The 18,331-nt window shown below is 72.7% G+C and carries 11 protein-coding genes and 1 rRNA gene; 2 read left to right on the top strand and 10 right to left on the bottom strand.

Features of this window, described 5'->3' with window-relative positions:
• Window positions 1–372: 372 nt before the first annotated feature.
• From ACFU7Z_RS17540 to ACFU7Z_RS17505, 8 genes are all read right to left on the bottom strand, one after another.
• Window positions 373–741: a helix-turn-helix domain-containing protein gene (locus ACFU7Z_RS17540; RefSeq protein WP_049660741.1), complete on the bottom strand. Its 369-nt coding sequence runs from the start codon at window positions 739–741 to the stop codon at window positions 373–375.
• Between the two features lie 349 nt (window positions 742–1,090).
• The gene (locus tag ACFU7Z_RS17535; protein ID WP_199823226.1) at window positions 1,091–1,585 is read right to left on the bottom strand and encodes a CinA family protein; all 495 of its coding nucleotides are present in this window, start codon (window positions 1,583–1,585) and stop codon (window positions 1,091–1,093) included.
• A gap of 79 nt (window positions 1,586–1,664) precedes the next feature.
• Complete coding sequence (gene pgsA, locus ACFU7Z_RS17530) at window positions 1,665–2,303, bottom strand: CDP-diacylglycerol--glycerol-3-phosphate 3-phosphatidyltransferase (protein ID WP_049660306.1); 639 nt, start codon at window positions 2,301–2,303, stop codon at window positions 1,665–1,667.
• Window positions 2,300–3,805 carry a 30S ribosomal protein S12 methylthiotransferase RimO gene (gene rimO, locus ACFU7Z_RS17525; RefSeq protein WP_049660304.1) on the bottom strand — a complete coding sequence of 502 codons (1,506 nt, stop codon included), beginning with the start codon at window positions 3,803–3,805 and terminating at the stop codon, window positions 2,300–2,302. The genes pgsA and rimO overlap by 4 nt, the downstream gene beginning before the upstream one ends.
• A gap of 96 nt (window positions 3,806–3,901) precedes the next feature.
• Complete coding sequence (locus ACFU7Z_RS17520) at window positions 3,902–4,765, bottom strand: helix-turn-helix domain-containing protein (protein ID WP_380778073.1); 864 nt, start codon at window positions 4,763–4,765, stop codon at window positions 3,902–3,904.
• Between the two features lie 282 nt (window positions 4,766–5,047).
• The gene (locus ACFU7Z_RS17515; protein WP_117489687.1) at window positions 5,048–7,723 is read right to left on the bottom strand and encodes a DNA translocase FtsK; all 2,676 of its coding nucleotides are present in this window, start codon (window positions 7,721–7,723) and stop codon (window positions 5,048–5,050) included.
• A gap of 148 nt (window positions 7,724–7,871) precedes the next feature.
• Entirely contained in the window at window positions 7,872–8,510 is a 639-nt protein-coding gene (locus ACFU7Z_RS17510; RefSeq protein ID WP_049659044.1) for a response regulator, read from the bottom strand.
• Between the two features lie 293 nt (window positions 8,511–8,803).
• Entirely contained in the window at window positions 8,804–13,312 is a 4,509-nt protein-coding gene (locus ACFU7Z_RS17505; protein ID WP_074005718.1) for a hybrid sensor histidine kinase/response regulator, read from the bottom strand.
• 573 nt (window positions 13,313–13,885) lie between these two features.
• On the opposite strand from ACFU7Z_RS17505, the gene ACFU7Z_RS17500 reads away from it, so the two are divergent.
• Window positions 13,886–16,447: a SpoIIE family protein phosphatase gene (locus ACFU7Z_RS17500; protein WP_380743871.1), complete on the top strand. Its 2,562-nt coding sequence runs from the start codon at window positions 13,886–13,888 to the stop codon at window positions 16,445–16,447.
• 316 nt (window positions 16,448–16,763) lie between these two features.
• The gene (locus ACFU7Z_RS17495) at window positions 16,764–17,327 is read left to right on the top strand and encodes a GPR1/FUN34/YaaH family transporter (RefSeq protein WP_049658771.1); all 564 of its coding nucleotides are present in this window, start codon (window positions 16,764–16,766) and stop codon (window positions 17,325–17,327) included.
• An 8-nt stretch (window positions 17,328–17,335) separates the two neighbouring features.
• On the opposite strand, the gene ACFU7Z_RS17490 is transcribed toward ACFU7Z_RS17495, so the two are convergent.
• Window positions 17,336–18,181, bottom strand: coding sequence for a phosphatase PAP2 family protein (locus ACFU7Z_RS17490; RefSeq protein WP_380778070.1), 846 nt, complete (start codon window positions 18,179–18,181; stop codon window positions 17,336–17,338).
• Window positions 18,182–18,240: 59 nt separating this feature from the next.
• Window positions 18,241–18,331, bottom strand: a 5S ribosomal RNA gene (gene rrf, locus ACFU7Z_RS17485); the annotation flags it as partial.

The raw sequence follows: 18,331 nt of genomic DNA, 5'->3' as shown, positions 1-18,331 counted from the left end.
GCCTCCGGCCACGTCCATCACCCGATCGGCGGTGGCTGTACCTCCACCGGTCCTACCGGCTCCGCACGCGGGCGCCGGGCCGGTCCGGTCGCGTTCCAGTCTGCGTGGACCGGAATGAGACCGAGTCCCCAGCCGCCGGCCACGAGCAGCCCCAGCGCCGCACCGTCGGTCAGCTGTCCCCGGACCACCAGGAGCCACCAGGCGAGCCCGGCCGCCGAGGCCGCCAGCACCCACCGCACCGGACGCCGTACCCGGAGGAACAGCCGCGCCTGGGCCCGTATTCGGGCCATCGGGCGCGTCTGCGCGTCTGTTCGCACGACCGCCCTCCCTTCGCTCGCCCCGGGCAGGGGCGCCCGGGAGTCGAGGCCGGGATCAGGCGGCGACCACGTCCATCGCGGCGGCCTTGGGCGACATGTTCGCCCGGTCGGTGCCGGGGGCGGGCAGCGGAACCGGTTCGAGTACCGGCCTCAGCAGATCACCTTCGGAGAGGGTGGCCATCGCCGCAAGTTCAGCGAGCGACAGTTCGTCGCTGACCTCGCGCATGACCTCGGACATCCGGACGTCGAGTGCGTCGCAGATGGCGGAGAGCAGCTCCGAGGAGGCCTCCTTCTGTCCCCGCTCGACCTCGGAGAGGTATCCGAGCGAAACCCTGGCTGCCGCCGACACCTCGCGGAGTGTGCGGCCCTGGCGCTGGCGCTGCCGACGCAGTACATCGCCCAGTAGGCGACGAAGCAGGATCATCGGTGCCTCCCTCCTCGGACTGCGGATCGAGATGTCACGACCCCACCGTACCGCCTTGCCCGCTTCGCGTGCGGGGACCCTGGTCGTGTTCACTCTGGGCTGCAAGGCCGTCCCCCTCCTTGTTCCGGTGTCGCACCCGGGTTCGCGGGCCCCTCGTGGTACCCGTAGCGACCCACCCGGCCACCGTCACGCAACTCGTTCGCCACCTGGTTTCTGCCCAACCAGGGTGTTGGATGTAACACGATCCTCCCGCTGTCCCATACCCGCGCGCCCGCCCGGCGATCCCGGTCGGTGGAGGCCCTCCCCACGGGCCCCGGTCGCGCGAAACCGGCCGGCCGTACGAACCGGCCTACCGTGCGAACCGACCGACCAGCAGCTCCAGCGCGGCGGTCACCGCTTCGTGACGGATTGTGGCACGACCGCCCGACAGCAGGGGAGAACTGACCAGAGTTCCCCCCGGGCCGGCGACGGCCAGGTGTACGGTGCCCACCGGCTGCCCGTCCTGCGGGTCCGGCCCGGCCACCCCGGTCGTCGCGAGCCCGTACGTGGCCCCCAGCAGTGCGCGCACGCCCTCGGCCATCTGTCGGGCCACCACCGGGTGGACCGGCCCGTACACGTCCAGCAGGCCCTCGTCCACCCCGAGCACCGAGGCCTTCAGCTCGGTCGCGTACGCGGTGACCGAGCCCCGGAAGGTCGCGGACGCCCCGGGGACGTCCACCAGCGCGGCGGCCAGCAGCCCCCCGGTCAGCGACTCGGCGACGGCGAGCGTGCCGCCCTCGGCCCGCAGCGCGGCGTGCGCCCGCTCGGCCAGTGCGAAGTCCCGCGCCGCCGCGTCCGGCGCCACCGCGTCCCGCACCGGCACGCCCCGCGCCGCCGCGCCGTGCTCCGCCACGTCCCGCTCCGACACCCGGTTCCCCCGTCGCTCAGCGGCCGGCCCGCGCCGCGGTCCGTCCCTCGCGGCGCAGGCGCAGCGCCTGCCCGATGTAGTCCAGCGCGGTGCCGACGGTCAGCAGTACCGCCAGCCCCATCAGGACCGCCCGCCCGGTGGCCAGCCAGCCGGTCAGGTCCAGTACGTACATGCCGACCGCGGTGCCCTGGGTCAGCGTCTTGAGCTTGCCGCCGCGGCTGGCCGGGATGACCCCGTAGCGGATCACCCAGAACCGCATCAGGGTGATGCCGAGCTCGCGGGCCAGGATCACCGCGGTGACCCACCAGGGCAGGTCGCCGAGCAGCGAGAGGCCGATCAGCGCCGAGCCCATGATCGCCTTGTCGGCGATCGGGTCGGCGATCTTCCCGAAGTCGGTGACCAGGCCCTTGCGCCGGGCCAGTTCACCGTCGAACAGGTCGGTGATCATCGCGATCGCGAACGAGGCCCAGGCGACCGAGCGCCACTTGGGGTCGTGCCCGCCGCCGGCGAACAGCAGCGCCACGAAGACCGGCACCAGCAGCACCCGGACCATCGTGAGCACGTTGGCGATGTTCCAGATCCCCGGGGTCGACGGCGCCGCGGCCACCGGTCTGCCCGGGTGGGCCGCGGCCGGGGCGCCGGGCCCCTTGGTCATTCCCCGGCTCCCGAGGCCTCGGCCCCCGACGTCCGGGGCAGTCGCACCTGCTCCAGCGCCTCGGCGATCAGGTCGACGCCCTCGCTGGCGACCACCTTGGCCCGCCAGAACTGGCCGACCGCGGGGGCCTCGACGCCCTCCAGGGTGGTCAGGCCGTCGGTCTCCGGCGCCTGGTGGGCGGAGCGGCCCTCGACCACGCCGTCCTCGATCGACTCGATCAGCACCTCGACCTCGGTGCCGATCCGCTGCTCGGCCCGCTGGGCGGTCATCTCCTCGGCCAGCCGGCTCAGCCGGTCCACCCGGTCGGCGATCACGTCGTCGGCGAGCTTGCCGTCGTAGGTCGCGGCCTCGGTGCCGTCCTCGTCCGAGTAGCCGAAGACGCCGATCGCGTCCAGCCCGGCGTGGGTGACGAAGCGCTCCAGCTCGGCGAAGTCCTCCTCGGTCTCGCCGGGGAAGCCGACGATGAAGTTGGACCGGGCGCCGGCCTGCGGGGCCTTGCCGCGGATGGTGCCCAGCAGCTCCAGGAACTGGTCGGTGGAGCCGAAGCGGCGCATCCGGCGCAGCACGGCGGGCGCCGAGTGCTGGAAGGACAGGTCGAAGTAGGGCACCACGTCGGCGGTCCCGGTCATCGAGTCGACCAGGCCCGGGCGCATCTCGGCCGGCTGGAGGTAGGAGACCCGGACCCGCTCGACGCCCTCGATCGCGGAGATCTCGCCGAGCAGCGTCTCCAGCAGCCGGATGTCGCCGAGGTCCTTGCCGTACGAGGTGTTGTTCTCGCTCACCAGGACGATCTCGCGCACGCCCTGCCCGGCCAGCCACTGGGCCTCGTTGAGCACGTCGGAGGGGCGGCGGGAGATGAAGGAGCCGCGGAAGGCCGGGATGGCGCAGAAGGAGCAGCGCCGGTCGCAGCCGGAGGCGAGCTTGACGGAGGCGACCGGGCTGTCGTCCAGCCGCTTGCGCAGGGTGCGCGGGCCGGAGGCCGGGGCGAGGCCGTCGGGCAGGTCGGCGATGGGCTCGGCGGCGGCCTCGGTGCCGTGGCCGGGCAGGGCGACGGTCTCGGCGGCGCTCTGCCGCTCGGCGGGGCTGATCGGCAGCAGCTTGCGGCGGTCGCGCGGGAGGTGCGGGGCGTGGTGGCCGCCGGAGAGGATGGTCTGGAGGCGGTCGGAGATGTCCGCGTAGTCGTCGAAGCCGAGGACGCCGTCCGCCTCGGGGAGGGCGTCGGCGAGCTCCTTGCCGTACCGCTCGGCCATGCAGCCGACCGCGACGACGGCCTGGGTGCGGCCGTGCCCCTTGAGGTCGTTGGCCTCCAGCAGGGCGTCCACCGAGTCCTTCTTGGCGGCCTCGACGAAGCCGCAGGTGTTGACCACGGCGACGTCCGCTTCGGAGGCGTCGTCGACCAGCGACCAGCCGTCGGCCTCCAGTCGCCCGGCGAGTTCCTCGGAGTCCACCTCGTTGCGGGCGCATCCGAGCGTGACAAGGGCGACAGTACGGCGTTCAGGCATAGGCCCAAGATTAACGCGCGGGCTCCGGTGCCGTTCGCCCCGGAGGCCGCGCGCCTCGGATCAGCTGATCATCAGTGGGCCGGACGGCCCCTGTGGTCAGCCCGCCTGCGGGTCTCCGGGGGTGTACGTGACGTGCACCACCTGGCCGTCCTTGCCCAGGAGGCCGAGGTCCTTCCCGTTGACGTACGCGTGCACGGCCCCGCCGTTGCCGAGCACCAGCTTGATCTGCTTGGGGTCGGTGAAGGTCTGGTCCTGGCCGTTGCCGATGTTGTTCTGGAACAGCGACTTGCCGTTGCCGTCCATCGCCGAGACCCAGCTGGTGCCCTCGGCGACCAGCTTCACGGTGACCTTGTCGGCCGGGACGGCGGCGATCGCGGCGGCGCTCGGCACGGGCGCCGGCGGCTGGACGGCGGGCGTGGCGGCGGGGGCCACCGAGCCGGTCCCGGAGCCGCTGGGCAGCGGCGCGCTGGCCGAGCCGGTGGTGCCGTGCCCGCCCTTGCCGCTGACCAGGTTGAAGCCGATCAGCGCGACCACGGCGACGATCGCGGCGACCATGGCGGCCGCCCAGTTCGGCCGGCCGCGCCGGGGCACCTTGATCGGGCCGCTGTCGATCAGCTGGGTCGCCGGGCGCCTGGCGGCGGGCGGGCCGCCGTGCGCGGCGTCGTACCGGGCGACCAGCGCCTCGCCGTCCAGGCCGACCGCGCGGGCGATCAGCCGGATGTTCCCTCGGGCGTAGAAGTCGCCGCCGCAGCGGGCGAAGTCGTCCTCCTCGATGGCATGGACGATCGGCACCCGCACCCGGGTGGCGGTACTCACCTGGTCCACCGTGAGCCCCGCGTCGATCCGGGCGGTGGACAGCACCCGGCCGATGCTCGGGGCATCGGCCGGGTGCACCACGTCGTCGGTCGGCTCGACGGACGGCATGGCGTTCTCGCGGTCGGAGGACTTGCCGATGGTCACGGGGCACGCCTTTCGAGCGGATGGCCACCTGCTGGGGAACAGTCTAGGGGCGCGGGCGGATCGTTTCTCAAGCGGAACGGGCCGAATGCGCGCGCCCGGTCCGACCGGGGTCCGGCACGGCGCTGACGAACCGTCAGCGGAGCCGTGCGGGGGGAGCCCGGCGGTCGCTTTCCGCCGTGTGACGCGGCGTACGGACGTTCGGTTCCCCACACGGCGCCTACCCTCCTCCGAACGAGTGACACCTCGGTCAGGACACGGGCCGCCGGCCCCGGGGGCCGACCGTCAACCCCGAAGGGTGATCAGCACCCCGTCCAGCTCCTCCGGCTTCACCAGCACGTCGCGGGCCTTGGAGCCCTCGCTCGGGCCGACGATCCCGCGCGACTCCATCAGGTCCATCAGCCGGCCCGCCTTGGCGAAGCCGACCCGGAGCTTGCGCTGGAGCATCGAGGTGGAGCCGAACTGGGTGGAGACCACCAGCTCGGCCGCCTGGACCAGCAGGTCCAGGTCGTCGCCGATCTCCTCGTCGATCTCCTTCTTCGGCCCGGCCCCGACCATCACGTCGTCCCGGTAGACGGCGCTCAGCTGGTCCTTGCAGTGCTCCACCACCCTGGCGATCTCCGCCTCGGTGACGAACGCGCCCTGCATGCGGATCGGCTTGCTCGCGCCCATCGGCAGGAAGAGCGCGTCGCCCTTGCCGATCAGCTTCTCCGCGCCGGGCTGGTCCAGGATGACCCGGGAGTCGGCCATCGCGGAGGTCGCGAAGGCCAGCCGGGACGGCACGTTGGCCTTGATCAGGCCGGTGACCACGTCCACCGAGGGCCGCTGGGTGGCGAGCACCAGGTGGATGCCGGCCGCGCGGGCCAGCTGGGTGATCCGGACCACCGAGTCCTCGACGTCGCGCGGCGCGACCATCATCAGGTCGGCCAGCTCGTCGACGATCACCAGCAGGTACGGGTACGGCCTCAGCTCGCGCTCGCTGCCGAGCGGCGGGGTGACCTTGCCGGCCTTCACGGCGGCGTTGAAGTCGTCCACGTGCCGGAAGCCGAACGCCGCGAGGTCGTCGTAGCGCATGTCCATCTCGCGCACCACCCACTGGAGGGCCTCGGCGGCCTTCTTGGGGTTGGTGATGATCGGCGTGATCAGGTGCGGGATGCCCTCGTACGCGGTCAGCTCGACCCGCTTGGGGTCGACCAGCACCATCCGCACCTCGTCCGGGGTGGCCCGGGCGAGGATCGAGGTGATCAGGCAGTTGATGCAGGAGGACTTTCCGGCGCCGGTCGCGCCGGCCACCAGGATGTGCGGCATCTTGGCGAGGTTGGCCATCACGGTGTGGCCCTCGACGTCCTTGCCCATGCCGACGACCATCGGGTGCGTGTCCTCGGCGGCCGTGCGCGAGCGCAGCAGGTCGCCGAGGTTGACCATCTCGCGGTCCCGGTTGGGGATCTCGATGCCGACCGCGGACTTGCCCGGGATCGGGCTGATGATCCGCACGTCCGGGCTGGCCACCGCGTACGCGATGTTCTTGGCGAGCGCGGTGATCCGCTCCACCTTGACGGCCGGGCCGAGCTCGACCTCGTAGCGGGTGACCGTCGGGCCCCGGGTGAAGCCGGTGACCTTGGCGTCCACCTTGAACTCGGCGAAGGTGCCGGTGAGCTGAGCGACCACCTCGTCGTTGAGGGCGCTGCGGGCCTTGGCCGGGCCGCCGCGCTCCAGCAGGTCGAGCGAGGGCAGCGCGTAGGTGACGCCCTCGCCGAGCTGGAGCTGCTCCATCCGCACCGGCGCCGCGCCGTGCTCCTCGGGCGCGCCCGGCCCGCCGCTGCGGGCGGCCGGGACGGCGGCCTCCTCCGGCGGGGCGGTGCGGTCCTGCACCTGGTGCATCATGTCCGCCACCGCGGAGGAGGCGGGCACGCCGTAGACCAGCGCGCCGTCCAGGTCGGCGGCCGCGCCGGCGGCGAGGTCGCGGGTGGCGTACGGGTCCAGCGGCTCCTTGTCGAGGGAGATCCGCTCGGCGTCCTCCGGCTCGTCGGTCTGCTTGCGCCGACGGCGGCGCCGGCGGGCGGCCACCTCGTCCGAGGGGTCGTCACTGCCGGTGTCCACGGTGAACGGCAGCGCGTCGGGGTCGGCGTCCTCCGGCGGGTCGGTGGACAGCTCACGCTCCGGCGTGCGCCCCCAGAGCTGCTCGTCCTCGGGCCCGGGCTCGACCACGCCGAGCCGTATGCCGACCCCGCGCACCCGGTCGCCGATCCGGTTGATCGGGGTGGCGGTGACCACCAGCAGGCCGAAGAAGGCCAGCAGCAGGAGCAGCGGCACGGCGAGCGCCGGTCCGGCGGCGGCCATCATCGGGGTGGAGACGGCCCAGCCGATGATCCCGCCGGCCGCCCGTATCCGGGAGGCGCCGCTGCCCATCATGGGCGCGCCGCAGCCGATGTGGACCAGGCCGAGGACGCCGACCAGCAGCGCGCTCAGCCCGATCATGATCCGGCCGTTGGCCTCCGGCAGCTCCGGGTGGCGCCAGAGCCGGATCGCCATCGCGGCCAGCAGGAACGGCACCAGCACGTCGAGCCGGCCGAACAGCCCGGACACCACGGCGGTGGCGCCCTCGCCCAGCCAGCCCTGCGGGCTGAACCAGGTGCCGGCCGCGGTCACCAGCGCGAGCCCGAACAGCAGCAGGCCCACGCCGTCCTTGCGGTGGGCCGGATGCAGGTTCTTGGCCCCGTCGCCGAAGCCCCGGAAGATCGCGCCGATCGGACTGCCCAGGGCGTTGAGCGTGCCCATCAGCACCGACCTGGACGGCTTCGGCGGGGGCGGGGCCTGCTTGGCCGCGGCCTTCTTCGCGGGGGCCGCCTTCTTCGCCGCCGCCTTCTTCGCGGGCGGCTTGCCCGGGGCCTTCGCCGCGGCCTTCCTGGACGCTCCCGGACTCGTCTTACGTGCTGCGTTCCCGGGCGTGCGAGTGGCCATGGGTCAGCAGCCTACCGGGGCGGGCGACCAGTGCACATGTGCCCGAGCCCGGGCGCCCGGACGTGTCGCAGACACACCGTCACCCTGACCGGGATTCACCCGGTCGCAGCACACCGGACCACCCGGACGGGTGAACGCCGACCGCGGGTCAGGAACTGCCCGGACGCATCGCGTCCAGGGCCCGGCGCAGCCCCGCGAGCTTGCGCTCCAGGTGCGCGGCGGTGGCGGCCACCCCGGCGTCCTCGCCCCCGTCCAGCTGCTTGCCGAGCGCCTCCGCCTGCTCCTCGACCGCCGCCAGCCGCGCGGACAGCTCGCCCAGCAGCGCCCCGCCGAGGGCCTGCTCGCCGCCGCCCTCCTCGAGCTGCAGGCGCAGCAGCGCCGCCTGCTCCTTCAGCTGGCAGTTCTTCGCGTACAAGTCGACGAAGACGGAGACCTTGGCGCGCAGCACCCACGGGTCGAAGGGCTTGGAGATGTAGTCCACCGCGCCAGCCGCGTAGCCGCGGAAGGTGTGGTGCGGACCGTGGTTGATCGCGGTCAGGAAGATGATCGGGATGTCCCGGGTGCGCTCCCGGCGCTTGATGTGGGCGGCCGTCTCGAAGCCGTCCATCCCCGGCATCTGCACGTCCAGCAGGATCACCGCGAAGTCGTCGGTGAGCAGCGCCTTCAGCGCCTCCTCACCGGAGGCCGCGCGCACCAGCGTCTGGTCCAGCGCCGAGAGGATCGCCTCCAGCGCCAGCAGGTTCTCCGGTCGGTCGTCGACCAGGAGGATCTTGGCCTTCTGCATCAGGGCTCGCCCTCCTGTCGCCTGCCTGCCGCCCGGTGCAGGCACCCGCGTACTGCCCACCGCTACCCCGGTCATGCTAGCCGCACCCCCTCGCCCGGCACATCGCCCCGTCGTGACCCGATCCGGGGCGGCGCGCAGTCAGTGCTCCGGCGCACGCTCACCAGCGTGTTGCCGTCCGGTCACTGTTCGCAACGATCGGTGACCCTACCGGGTTCCCGGGCCCGACCGCCAGCAAACCGGCCGACCGACCGGCGTGAACCCCGGGGCCCGGGCCGGGGTTCACGCCTCCCCCCGGGTCACGCCCGGTCGCCGCTCAACCACTCGTGCATGACCGACAGCAGGTGGTCGGTCTCCACCGGCTTGGTGATGTGGTCGGTGGCGCCCGCCTGCAGCGACTTCTCCCGGTCGCCCTTCATCGCCTTGGCGGTCAGCGCGATGATCGGCAGGCCGGCGAACTGGGGCATCCGGCGGATCGCCTCGGTGGTCGCGTAGCCGTCCATCTCCGGCATCATGATGTCCATCAGGACCAGCGCCACGCTCTCGTGCTGCTCCAGCATCTCGATGCCCTCGCGGCCGTTCTCCGCGTACAGGACGGTCAGGCCGTGCTGCTCCAGCACGCTGGTGAGGGCGAACACGTTGCGGACGTCGTCGTCCACGATCAGCACCTGCTGGCCGTCGAAGCGGCGGCCGCCGCCGGCCGGGCGGGGCGGTACGGGCTCCACCGTCCGCGGGCCGGCGGCGCTCTCCAGGGCGGCGCTGCGCCGGCGCTCCACCGCGCCGCGGCGGCGCTCCTCGGCCAGCTCGCGGACCTCCTGGGCCCAGTGGTCGGCCGGGTTCTCGCCGACCGGCACCGGCAGGCCCACCGGGGTCACCCCGACCGAGGCCCGCGGCGCCAGGCTGCCCGGAGCGCCCTGGCGCGGGTCGCCGACGGGCTCCGGGGCCTCGGTGCGCAGCGGCAGGTAGAGCGTGAAGGTCGAGCCCTTGCCCAGCTCGCTCTCGGCGTGGATCTCGCCGCCGAGCAGCCGGGCGATCTCCCGGCTGATGGACAGGCCGAGGCCGGTGCCGCCGTACTTGCGGCTGGTGGTGCCGTCGGCCTGCTTGAACGCCTCGAAGATCTCCCGCAGCTTGTTGTCGGGGATGCCGATGCCGGTGTCGGAGACCGAGAAGGCGATCAGCTCGTCGTCCGGGCCCTGGATCGAGCCGGACTCCAGCAGCCGCTCGCGCACGTGCTGCGGGACCTCCCGGCCGGCCTGACGGATCGAGAAGTCGACGGCTCCGGCGTCGGTGAACTTCACCGCGTTGGAGATCAGGTTGCGCAGCACCTGCTGGAGCCGCTGCTCGTCGGTGTGCAGGGTGACCGGCAGGGCGGGCGAGACCCGGACGGCGAAGTCCAGGTTCTTGTCCAGCGCGACCGGCTGGAAGGTGGCCTCGACGTAGTCGACCAGCTGGACCAGGGCGATCCGGGCCGGGCGGACGTCCATCTTCCCGGCCTCGACCTTGGACAGGTCGAGGATGTCGTTGATCAGCTGGAGCAGGTCGGAGCCCGCGCCGTGGATGGTGTCGGCGAACTCGACCTGCTTGGGCGAGAGGTTGCCCTCGTTGTTGTCGGAGAGCAGCTTGGCCAGGATCAGCAGCGAGTTGAGCGGGGTGCGCAGCTCGTGCGACATGTTGGCGAGGAACTCGCTCTTGTACCGGGAGGCCAGGGCGAGCTGCTCGGCGCGCTCCTCCAGGACCTGCCGGGCCTCCTCGATCTCGCCGTTCTTGATCTCGATGTCGCGGTTCTGCTGGGCGAGTTGCTCGGCCTTCTCCTGCAACTCCTCGTTGGTGCGCTCCAGTTCCTCCTGGCGGGCCTCCAACTCGGCGGACCGCATCGAGAGTTCGGCGGTCAGTCGCTGGGACTCCAGCAGCAGGCCCTCGGTCTTGGTGTTGACGCTGATGGTGTTGACGGTGACGCCGATCAGGTCGGCGATCTGGTTCAGGAAGTCCAGCGCGACGGTGGTGAAGGAGCTGAAGGTGGCCAGCTCGATCACGCCCAGCAGCCGGCCCTCGAACAGCACCGGCAGCACCACGATGTGGGCCGGGGAGGCCTCGCCGAGGCCGGAGGCGATCTTCAGGTACCCGGGCGGCGCCTCCTTGAGGATGATCGCCCGCTTCTCCACCGCGGCCTGGCCGATCAGCGACTCGCCGGGCCGGAAGGTGGTCGGCATCGCCCGCCGCTGGTAGCCGTAGCTGCCGATCAGGCGCAGCACGGTGTCGTTCTCGTCGTCGTCCTCGGTGATCAGCTCGGCGGTGCGGCCGGCCGGCTGGGCGAGGAAGAAGGCGCCGTGCTGGGCCGAGACCACCGGGGTCAGCTCGGTCATGATCAGCGAGGCGACGGCCTCCAGGTCCCGGCGGCCCTGGAGCAGGCCGGAGATCCGGGCCAGGTTGGTCTTGAGCCAGTCCTGCTCCTGGTTGGTGCGGGTGGTCTCGCGCAGGTTGGCGATCATCTGGTTGATGTTGTCCTTGAGCTCGTCGAGCTCGCCCGCGGCGTCCACGTCGATCCGCAGGCTCAGGTCGCCCCTGGTGACCGCGGTGGCGACCTGGGCGATCGCGCGCACCTGCCGGGTCAGGTTGTTGGCCAGTTCGTTCACCGACTCGGTGAGGTCCTGCCAGGTGCCGTCCACGCCGGGTACCCGGGCCTGGCCGCCGAGCCGTCCGTCGGTGCCCACCTCGCGGGCGACCCGGGTGACCTCGTCGGCGAACGCGGAGAGCTGGTCGACCATGGTGTTGATGCTGGTCTTGAGCTGGAGGATCTCGCCGCGCGCGTCGACGTCGATCTTCTGCGAGAGGTCGCCGCGGGCCACCGCGGTGATCACCAGCGCGATGTTCCGCACCTGGCCGGTGAGGTTGTTGGCCATCAGGTTGACGTTGTCGGTCAGGTCCTTCCAGATGCCGGCCACGCCCGGCACGCTCGCCTGGCCGCCCAGGGTGCCGTCGGTGCCGACCTCGCGGGCCACCCGGGTGACCTCCACCGCGAAGGAGGACAGCTGGTCGACCATGGTGTTGAGGGTCGCGGCGAGCGCCGCCACCTCGCCCTGCGCGTCGATCGCGATCTTCTTGGAGAGGTCGCCGCGGGCCACCGCACCGGCGACCTCGGCGATGTTGCGCACCTGTCCGGTCAGGTTCGACGCCATGAAGTTGACGTTGTCGGTCAGGTCCTTCCAGATGCCCGACACCCCGCGCACCCGGGCCTGGCCGCCCAGGATGCCCTCGGTGCCCACCTCGCGGGCCACCCGGGTCACCTCGTCGGCGAACGCCGACAGCTGGTCGACCATGGTGTTGACGGTCGTCACCAGCTCCAGGATCTCGCCCCGGGCGTCGACGGTGATCTTCTTGGAGACGTCGCCGCGCGCCACCGCCGTGGTCACCTCGGCGATGTTCCGGACCTGGCTGGTCAGGTTGTTGGCCATCAGGTTGACGGAGTTGGTCAGGTCCTTCCAGATGCCGGCCACGCCGGGCACGCTGGCCTGGCCGCCGAGGATGCCCTCGGTGCCGACGTCCCGGGCGACCCGGGTGACCTCGTCCGCGAAGGCGCCCAGCTGGTCCACCATCGTGTTGATGGTGTTCTTCAGCTCCAGGATCTCCCCGCGCGCGTCCACCTGGATCTTCTGTGACAGGTCGCCCTTGGCGACCGCGGTCGTCACCTGGGCGATGTTGCGCACCTGATCGGTGAGGTTGTTCGCCATGAAGTTGACGTTGTCGGTCAGGTCCCGCCAGACCCCGGCCGCCCCGGGCACCTGGGCCTGCCCGCCGAGCCGCCCCTCGGTGCCCACCTGGCGGGCCACCCTGGTCACCTGCTCGGCGAAGCCGGAGAGCTGGTCCACCATCGTGTTGATGGTGTTCTTCAGCTCCAGCATCTCGCCGCGCGCGTCCACCTCGATCTTCTGCGAGAGGTCCCCGCGCGCCACCGCCGTGGTCACCTGGGCGATGTTGCGGACCTGGCCGGTCAGGTTGTCGGCCATGAAGTTCACCGAGTCGGTCAGGTCCCGCCAGACCCCGGCCACGCCCGGCACCTGGGCCTGACCGCCGAGCCGGCCCTCCGTCCCCACGTCCCTGGCCACCCCGGTGACCTGCGCGGCGAACCCGTTCAGCTGGTCCACCATCGTGTTGACGGTGTTCTTCAGCTCCAGCATCTCGCCGGCCACCTCGACGGTGACCTTGCGGGACAGGTCGCCCTTGGCGACCGCCGTGGTCACCTGGGCGATGTTGCGGACCTGGGCGGTCAGCCGGCCCGCCATGGTGTTGACCGAGTCCGCCAGGTCCTTCCAGCTCCCGGACACGCTGCGGACCTTGGCCTGGCCGCCGAGCTTGCCCTCGGTACCGACCTCGCGGGCCACCCGGGTCACCTCGTCGGTGAACTCGGAGAGCTGGTCCACCAGCCCGTTGACGGTCCGCCCGATCTTCAGGTACTCGCCGCGCAGCGGGTGGCTCACCCCGTTGCTGTGCAGCGAGCGCAGCTCCATCTTCTGGTCCAGGTCGCCCTCGGCGATCGAGGTGAGCACCCGGCCCACGTCGGCCATCGGGCGGGCCAGGTCGTCGATCAGCGCGTTGCAGTTGTCGACCGCCGCCATCCAGGCGCCCTCGCCCGCGCCGGTCTCCAGCCGCTCGTTCAACCGGCCCTCGCGGCCCACCGCCCGGCGGACCCGCGCCAGCTCACCGGTCAGGTGCTGGTTGCGCTCGGCGACCTCGTTGAAGACCGCGGCGATCTCGGCCAGCGGCCCGTCCCCGGGGACGGTCAGCCGGCGGCGGAAGTTGCCGTCCCGCATCGCGGTCAGCGCCGACAGCAGCTTGCGCAGCTCGGCGGGCTCCGCGCCACGGTTGTGACTCACCCGCCGACCGGCCGCGTTCCGCGGCGCGGCCCCGGGGCGCCCACCGCGCGGGGCGGGCGGCGTCGTTCCGGTTGCGTCCTTGGTGGCCGAACTCAACGGGCCCCTCCCACATCGTGAACTGTCCGGTGACCGACCCGTGCCGGTGCGGCACGCACCCGGGCACCGGCCCGGTCGGGCTGCGTACCGGCGGCCCGCGGCGCGCCGGCACCCCGACGACCGTACTGCTCCCACCGGCCGTCGCGGACCCCCCAGTCTGGCAGCACCGGCACCGGGTGAAGGGCCGGTTGCGCTCGGTTCGTACCGCACCGTCCGAAACAGGTGGGCAGAATCACCCTCTGGTGCCAGTTTCGACTCCCCGCCCCCACGGGGAACCAAGCGGAAAGTAGGGTGGAGCGCTGCACCGGGCCACGGCCCGACCCAGCGCCGCCGCTCACCCCGACGGCGCGCACGGGGAGTCGGCGCCGCGCCCCCGGACAGCCAGGGCAAGAGCAGCAGAGGAGAAGTGGCAACGTGGTCACCGCGCGCGCAGCCGCCACCTTCGACCCCGACGGCCGGTCCGCGGCCGCCGCACGGGGCTTCGTCCGGGACGCGCTGCTCGGCTGGGGGCTGCCCGAGGTCGTCGACGACGCGGTCGTGCTGGTCAGCGAGCTCGTCACCAACGCCGTCGTGCACGCCGGCACCGCCGCCGAGGTCTGCTGCCTGCGCGAGGAGGAGAGCGTCCGGATCGAGGTCACCGACCACCACCCCGAGCGCGGCCTGCCCTCGCTCGGCGACGGTCCGGTCGTCGACTCCGACCGCTACGCCGACCCGGACGGCGAGGGCGGCCGCGGCCTGCTGATGTGCTCCGCCCTCGCCGAGCGGTGGGGCGTCGAGTACGCGGCCGGCCGCAAGACCGTCTGGTTCCGCCTCGCCCTGCCCGTACACGTGTCCGGCACCCGCTACGCCGTTCCCGCGACCCCCGGCAGCGACCTGCCCAGTGGTCCGGGCCCGGTGCACGTCGCCGTCGTCCAGCTCGACGAGGACGGCCGGGTGCTGGCCTGGAACCCGGACGCCGAGGCGCTCTTCCAGCACCCCGCCGCCGCCGTCCTCGGCCGCCCCTGGGCCGACCTCGCGGTCTGGCCGCAGGCCCCCGCCCGCGGCCTCGGCCTGACCGACACCCTGCGGATGGCCCGCTGGGAGGGCGGCTACGGCGTCCGCCGCCAGGACGGCCGCGAGGTCGAGGTGTACGGCGTCCAGGTCCGGCTGCGCGACACCGAGGGCGTCCCCTCCACCCTCTGCCTGCTCGTCCTCGAACCCGACCGCGCGGTGCTGCGCTCCCCCGCCCGCGCCCTGCCCGGCGAGCGCCCCGACCCGGCCGGCCCCCGGCTCGACCTGCTGGCCGGCCCGGTCGCCACCGACGACCTCGACACCCTGCTGCAGCGCACCGTCGAACGCGCCCGCGACCTGCTCGACGGCGACGCCGCGTACCTGCTGCTCACCACCGACGACGAGGCCGAGTTCGAGGTCCGCGCCGCCACCGGCCTCACCTCCGGGCACCGCCGGCACGCCCGCTTCCCGGTCGGCACCGGCAACCGCTACGACTCCGCCCGGCTGCCCTCCGTCCACGAGGACCTCGCCACCCGGCCCACCGGCCTACCGCTGCTCTCCGACAGCGGCATGCGCTCCCTGATCACCGTCCCGCTCAAGGTCGAGGGCCGGCTGATCGGCTCGCTCGGCATCGCCGCCGCCGTGCCCGGCCGCTACGACAACGAGGACGCGCTGCGCCTCCAGTTCGCCGCCGACCGGGTCGCCCTCGCCGTCGAGAGCACCCGGCTGACCGAGCTCGAACAGCTGCGCCGCGGCTCGCTCTCCTTCCTGGTCGAGGCCTCCGACCTGCTGGCCGGCACCCTCGAACACGAGCAGACCCTCGCGCTGATGGCCCAGATGGCCGTCCCCACCCTCGCCTCCTGGTGCGCCGTCTACACCACCGCCGACCACGCCTCCCCGGCCCGGCTCGCCTTCGTCCTGCACGAGGACGAGGACCGCATCGACCCGCTGCGCGCCCTGCTCGACAAGACCCCCGTCCCGGAGGCCGGCCCCTCGCACGGCGTCCGGTTCTGGACGGCCCCCGCCGAGACCGCCGAGGCCGGCGGCCTCACCGACGGCCCGGACCTGGCCGGCCTGCTCGGCGAGACCGTCGTCCTCGCGCTGACCGCCCGCAACCGCGTCATCGGCCTGCTGGTGCTCGGCGTCCCGGCCGGCGTCCGGTTCCGCCAGGAGATCCTCGAACTCGCCGAGGACCTCTCCCGCCGGGCCGCCCTCGCCCTGGACAACTCCCGCCTCTACTCCGAGCGCACCGCCACCAGCCAGGCCCTCCAGCGAAGCCTGCTCCCGCCGGACCTGCCGGAGATCCCCGGCGTCGAGGTGGACGTCTACTACCAGGCGGCCGGCGAGGGCAACGAGGTCGGCGGCGACTTCTACGACCTGTTCACCATCCGCGAGGGCACCTACGGCTTCGCCATCGGCGACGTCTGCGGCACCGGCCCCGAGGCCGCCTCGGTCACCGGCCTGGCCCGGCACTCACTGCGGCTGCTCGCCCGCGAGGGCCTGGACGCCCCACAGGTGCTGCGCCGGCTCAACGCGGCCATCCTGGACGAGGGTTCGCGCAGCCGCTTCCTCACCCTGCTCTACGGCGAGCTGACGCCCCTTCCGGACGGCAGCACCGAGCTCTCCCTGGTCTGCGCCGGCCATCCGCTGCCGCTGCGACTGCGCACCGACGGCCAGGTCGACCGCGCCGCCACCCCGCAGCCGCTGCTCGGCGTCATGGACGACCTCGACCTCACCGCCGAGCGCCTGGTGCTCGCGCCCGGCGAGGTCCTGCTCTGCGTCACCGACGGGGTCACCGAACGCCGCGAGGGCCGGCGGATGCTGGGCGACGACGGCCTCGCCGAGGTGCTCACCGGCTGTACCGGGCTGACGGCCGGAGCGGTCGCGGCTCGGGTGCAGCGCGCGGTCGAGCGCTTCGCCCCGGAGCCGCCGTCCGACGACATGGCGATCCTGACCCTGCGGGTGCCCACCCGGCGTCAGGTGTGAGCGGTCATCCGCTGACGCAGTCACAAATTGTTATATTCACAATGGTACAAGCGCGTTCGGCCGGGTAGACCGATCCCACCGGGGAATCCCCCGGCCGGGACGTGACCGGCGGCTCTCCGCCGGCCCACCACGTCCGCCGGCCCATCACCTTCGACCGCAGCCGCGCACGCTCACAGCCGTGCGCCCTCGGCGCGGTCGCGCGCGGCCCTCATCCCCACTCCTTCTCTCCACCTCTCTGCACTCCTCTCTGCACTCATCCGGACGACACCACAGCGTCACTGCGCCCTGCGCGCGCCCAGAGTGAAAGGAGCCTCCGGTGAGCAACGAAGCTACCGGGGCAACGAACGCCCGCTCCACCGGAGCCGACGCGGGTAACCTCGGCTACCTCGCGCTCGGTCTCACACTGCTCGCCTACGGCCTGCTCTCCACCGGCGTCCTGCACGGCGCCGGAGTCGGGAACGCGGCCGACCTCGCCCTCCTCCTCGGCGGCGTCACCCTCTTCATCGCGGGCCTCTGGCAGCTCCGCGGCGGCGAGGGCTTCACCGGAACCGCCTTCACCAGCCTCGGCGCCTTCTGGGCGGCCTGGTCCGCGGCCGGCGGAGCCGGCAAGAACGCCGCCGGCCTCTTCCTGCTGCTGTGGGCCCTGCTCGGCCTCACCCTGACCGCCGCGAGCTGGGGCGCCGGCCTGCTCGGCCGCGCCGTCTACGGCCTGCTGACGGTCTCCCTGGTGCTCTCCGCCGTCGCCAGCTTCGGCGGCTACGGCGGCCTGGCCAAGACCGGCGGCTGGATCGCGGCCGCCTCCGGGCTCGCCGCCTGGTACCGGGCCACCTCCGCACTGAGCAACGGCTCCTGGGGAAAGCTCGCCCTGCCGGTCAAGTGACCGTCGGTTCAGCCGACCTGCTCCAGCCGCTCCTCGGCGGCGCTGAGGGGCCGGACCTCCGTCCCGGCGGAGGCCCGGCCCCGGAGCCGTGCCGCCACCGCCAGCACGGCGTAGGCCAGGAGCAGGATCGCCACCGCCACGATGCCGTCCAGCCAGAAGTGGTTGGCCGTCACCACGACCACGGCCACTGTCAGCACCGGGTGCAGCACCATCACCCATCGCAGCGAACTGCGCGACACCCGGATCACCGCGACCGCCGCCAGCACGCACCAGGCGACGTGCACCGAGGGCATCGCCGACAGCTGGTCGGCCACCAGCACACCGCCGACCGCGCCGCCGTACACCGACTGCCCGTACTGGGCGGCCACGTCGACGAAGCCGCTCTCCGGGAGCATCCGCGGCGGCGCCACCGGGATGAACTGCACCAGCAGACAGACCGCGGTCGTGATCACCACCGTGTTGCGCACCCACGCGTAGCGCTCGCGGTGCCGCACGAACACCCAGAGCAGGACGCCGAGCATCACGGCGAAGTGCATGGCCGCGTAGTAGTAGTTCGCCAGCCTCACCAGCACCGGGTACGGCGTGACCGCCTTCTGCCACGAGGCCTCGTCCGGCAGTCCGATCACCTGCTCGGTGTGGTGGATCCAGCTCGCGCGGTCCAGCGCGTGGTCCGTACTCATCACCGAGAGGTGCCCGACCAGCTGCCAGAGGGCGAACAGCGCCAGCAGCGTGCCGGCCTCCCGCAACAGCGCGGACAGCGCCGGCTTCCGGCCCTTCGCCGCGGCGTACGCGCCCGCGTAGAGGCCGACGGAGACGGCCCCGGCGGACTGCCAGGTCAGGGTCAGGTTCTGCATTGGCAGAGGGTAACGCAAAAAGCCCCTTCCCGGATGGGAAGGGGCTTTTCGGAATAATTGTTCGGCGGCGTCCTACTCTCCCACAGGGTCCCCCCTGCAGTACCATCGGCGCTGTAAGGCTTAGCTTCCGGGTTCGGAATGTAACCGGGC

The organism is Kitasatospora sp. NPDC057518, from assembly GCF_042802075.1.
In the GTDB taxonomy this organism is placed as follows: Bacteria; Actinomycetota; Actinomycetes; order Streptomycetales; family Streptomycetaceae; genus Kitasatospora.
The sequence above is the reverse complement of the archived record's forward strand: the minus strand, read 5'-3'. Positions and strand labels throughout refer to the sequence as shown.

Excerpts from the sequence above, each read along its gene's own strand:
- ACFU7Z_RS17540 (WP_049660741.1), bottom strand. The coding sequence starts at position 741 with ATGATCCTGCTTCGTCGCCTACTGGGCGATGTACTGCGTCGGCAGCGC.
- pgsA (WP_049660306.1), bottom strand. The coding sequence starts at position 2,303 with ATGACCAAGGGGCCCGGCGCCCCGGCCGCGGCCCACCCGGGCAGACCG.
- rimO (WP_049660304.1), bottom strand. The coding sequence starts at position 3,805 with ATGCCTGAACGCCGTACTGTCGCCCTTGTCACGCTCGGATGCGCCCGC.
- ACFU7Z_RS17490 (WP_380778070.1), bottom strand. The coding sequence starts at position 18,181 with ATGCAGAACCTGACCCTGACCTGGCAGTCCGCCGGGGCCGTCTCCGTC.
- ACFU7Z_RS17515 (WP_117489687.1), bottom strand. The coding sequence starts at position 7,723 with ATGGCCACTCGCACGCCCGGGAACGCAGCACGTAAGACGAGTCCGGGA.
- ACFU7Z_RS17505 (WP_074005718.1), bottom strand. The coding sequence starts at position 13,312 with ATGCGGGACGGCAACTTCCGCCGCCGGCTGACCGTCCCCGGGGACGGG.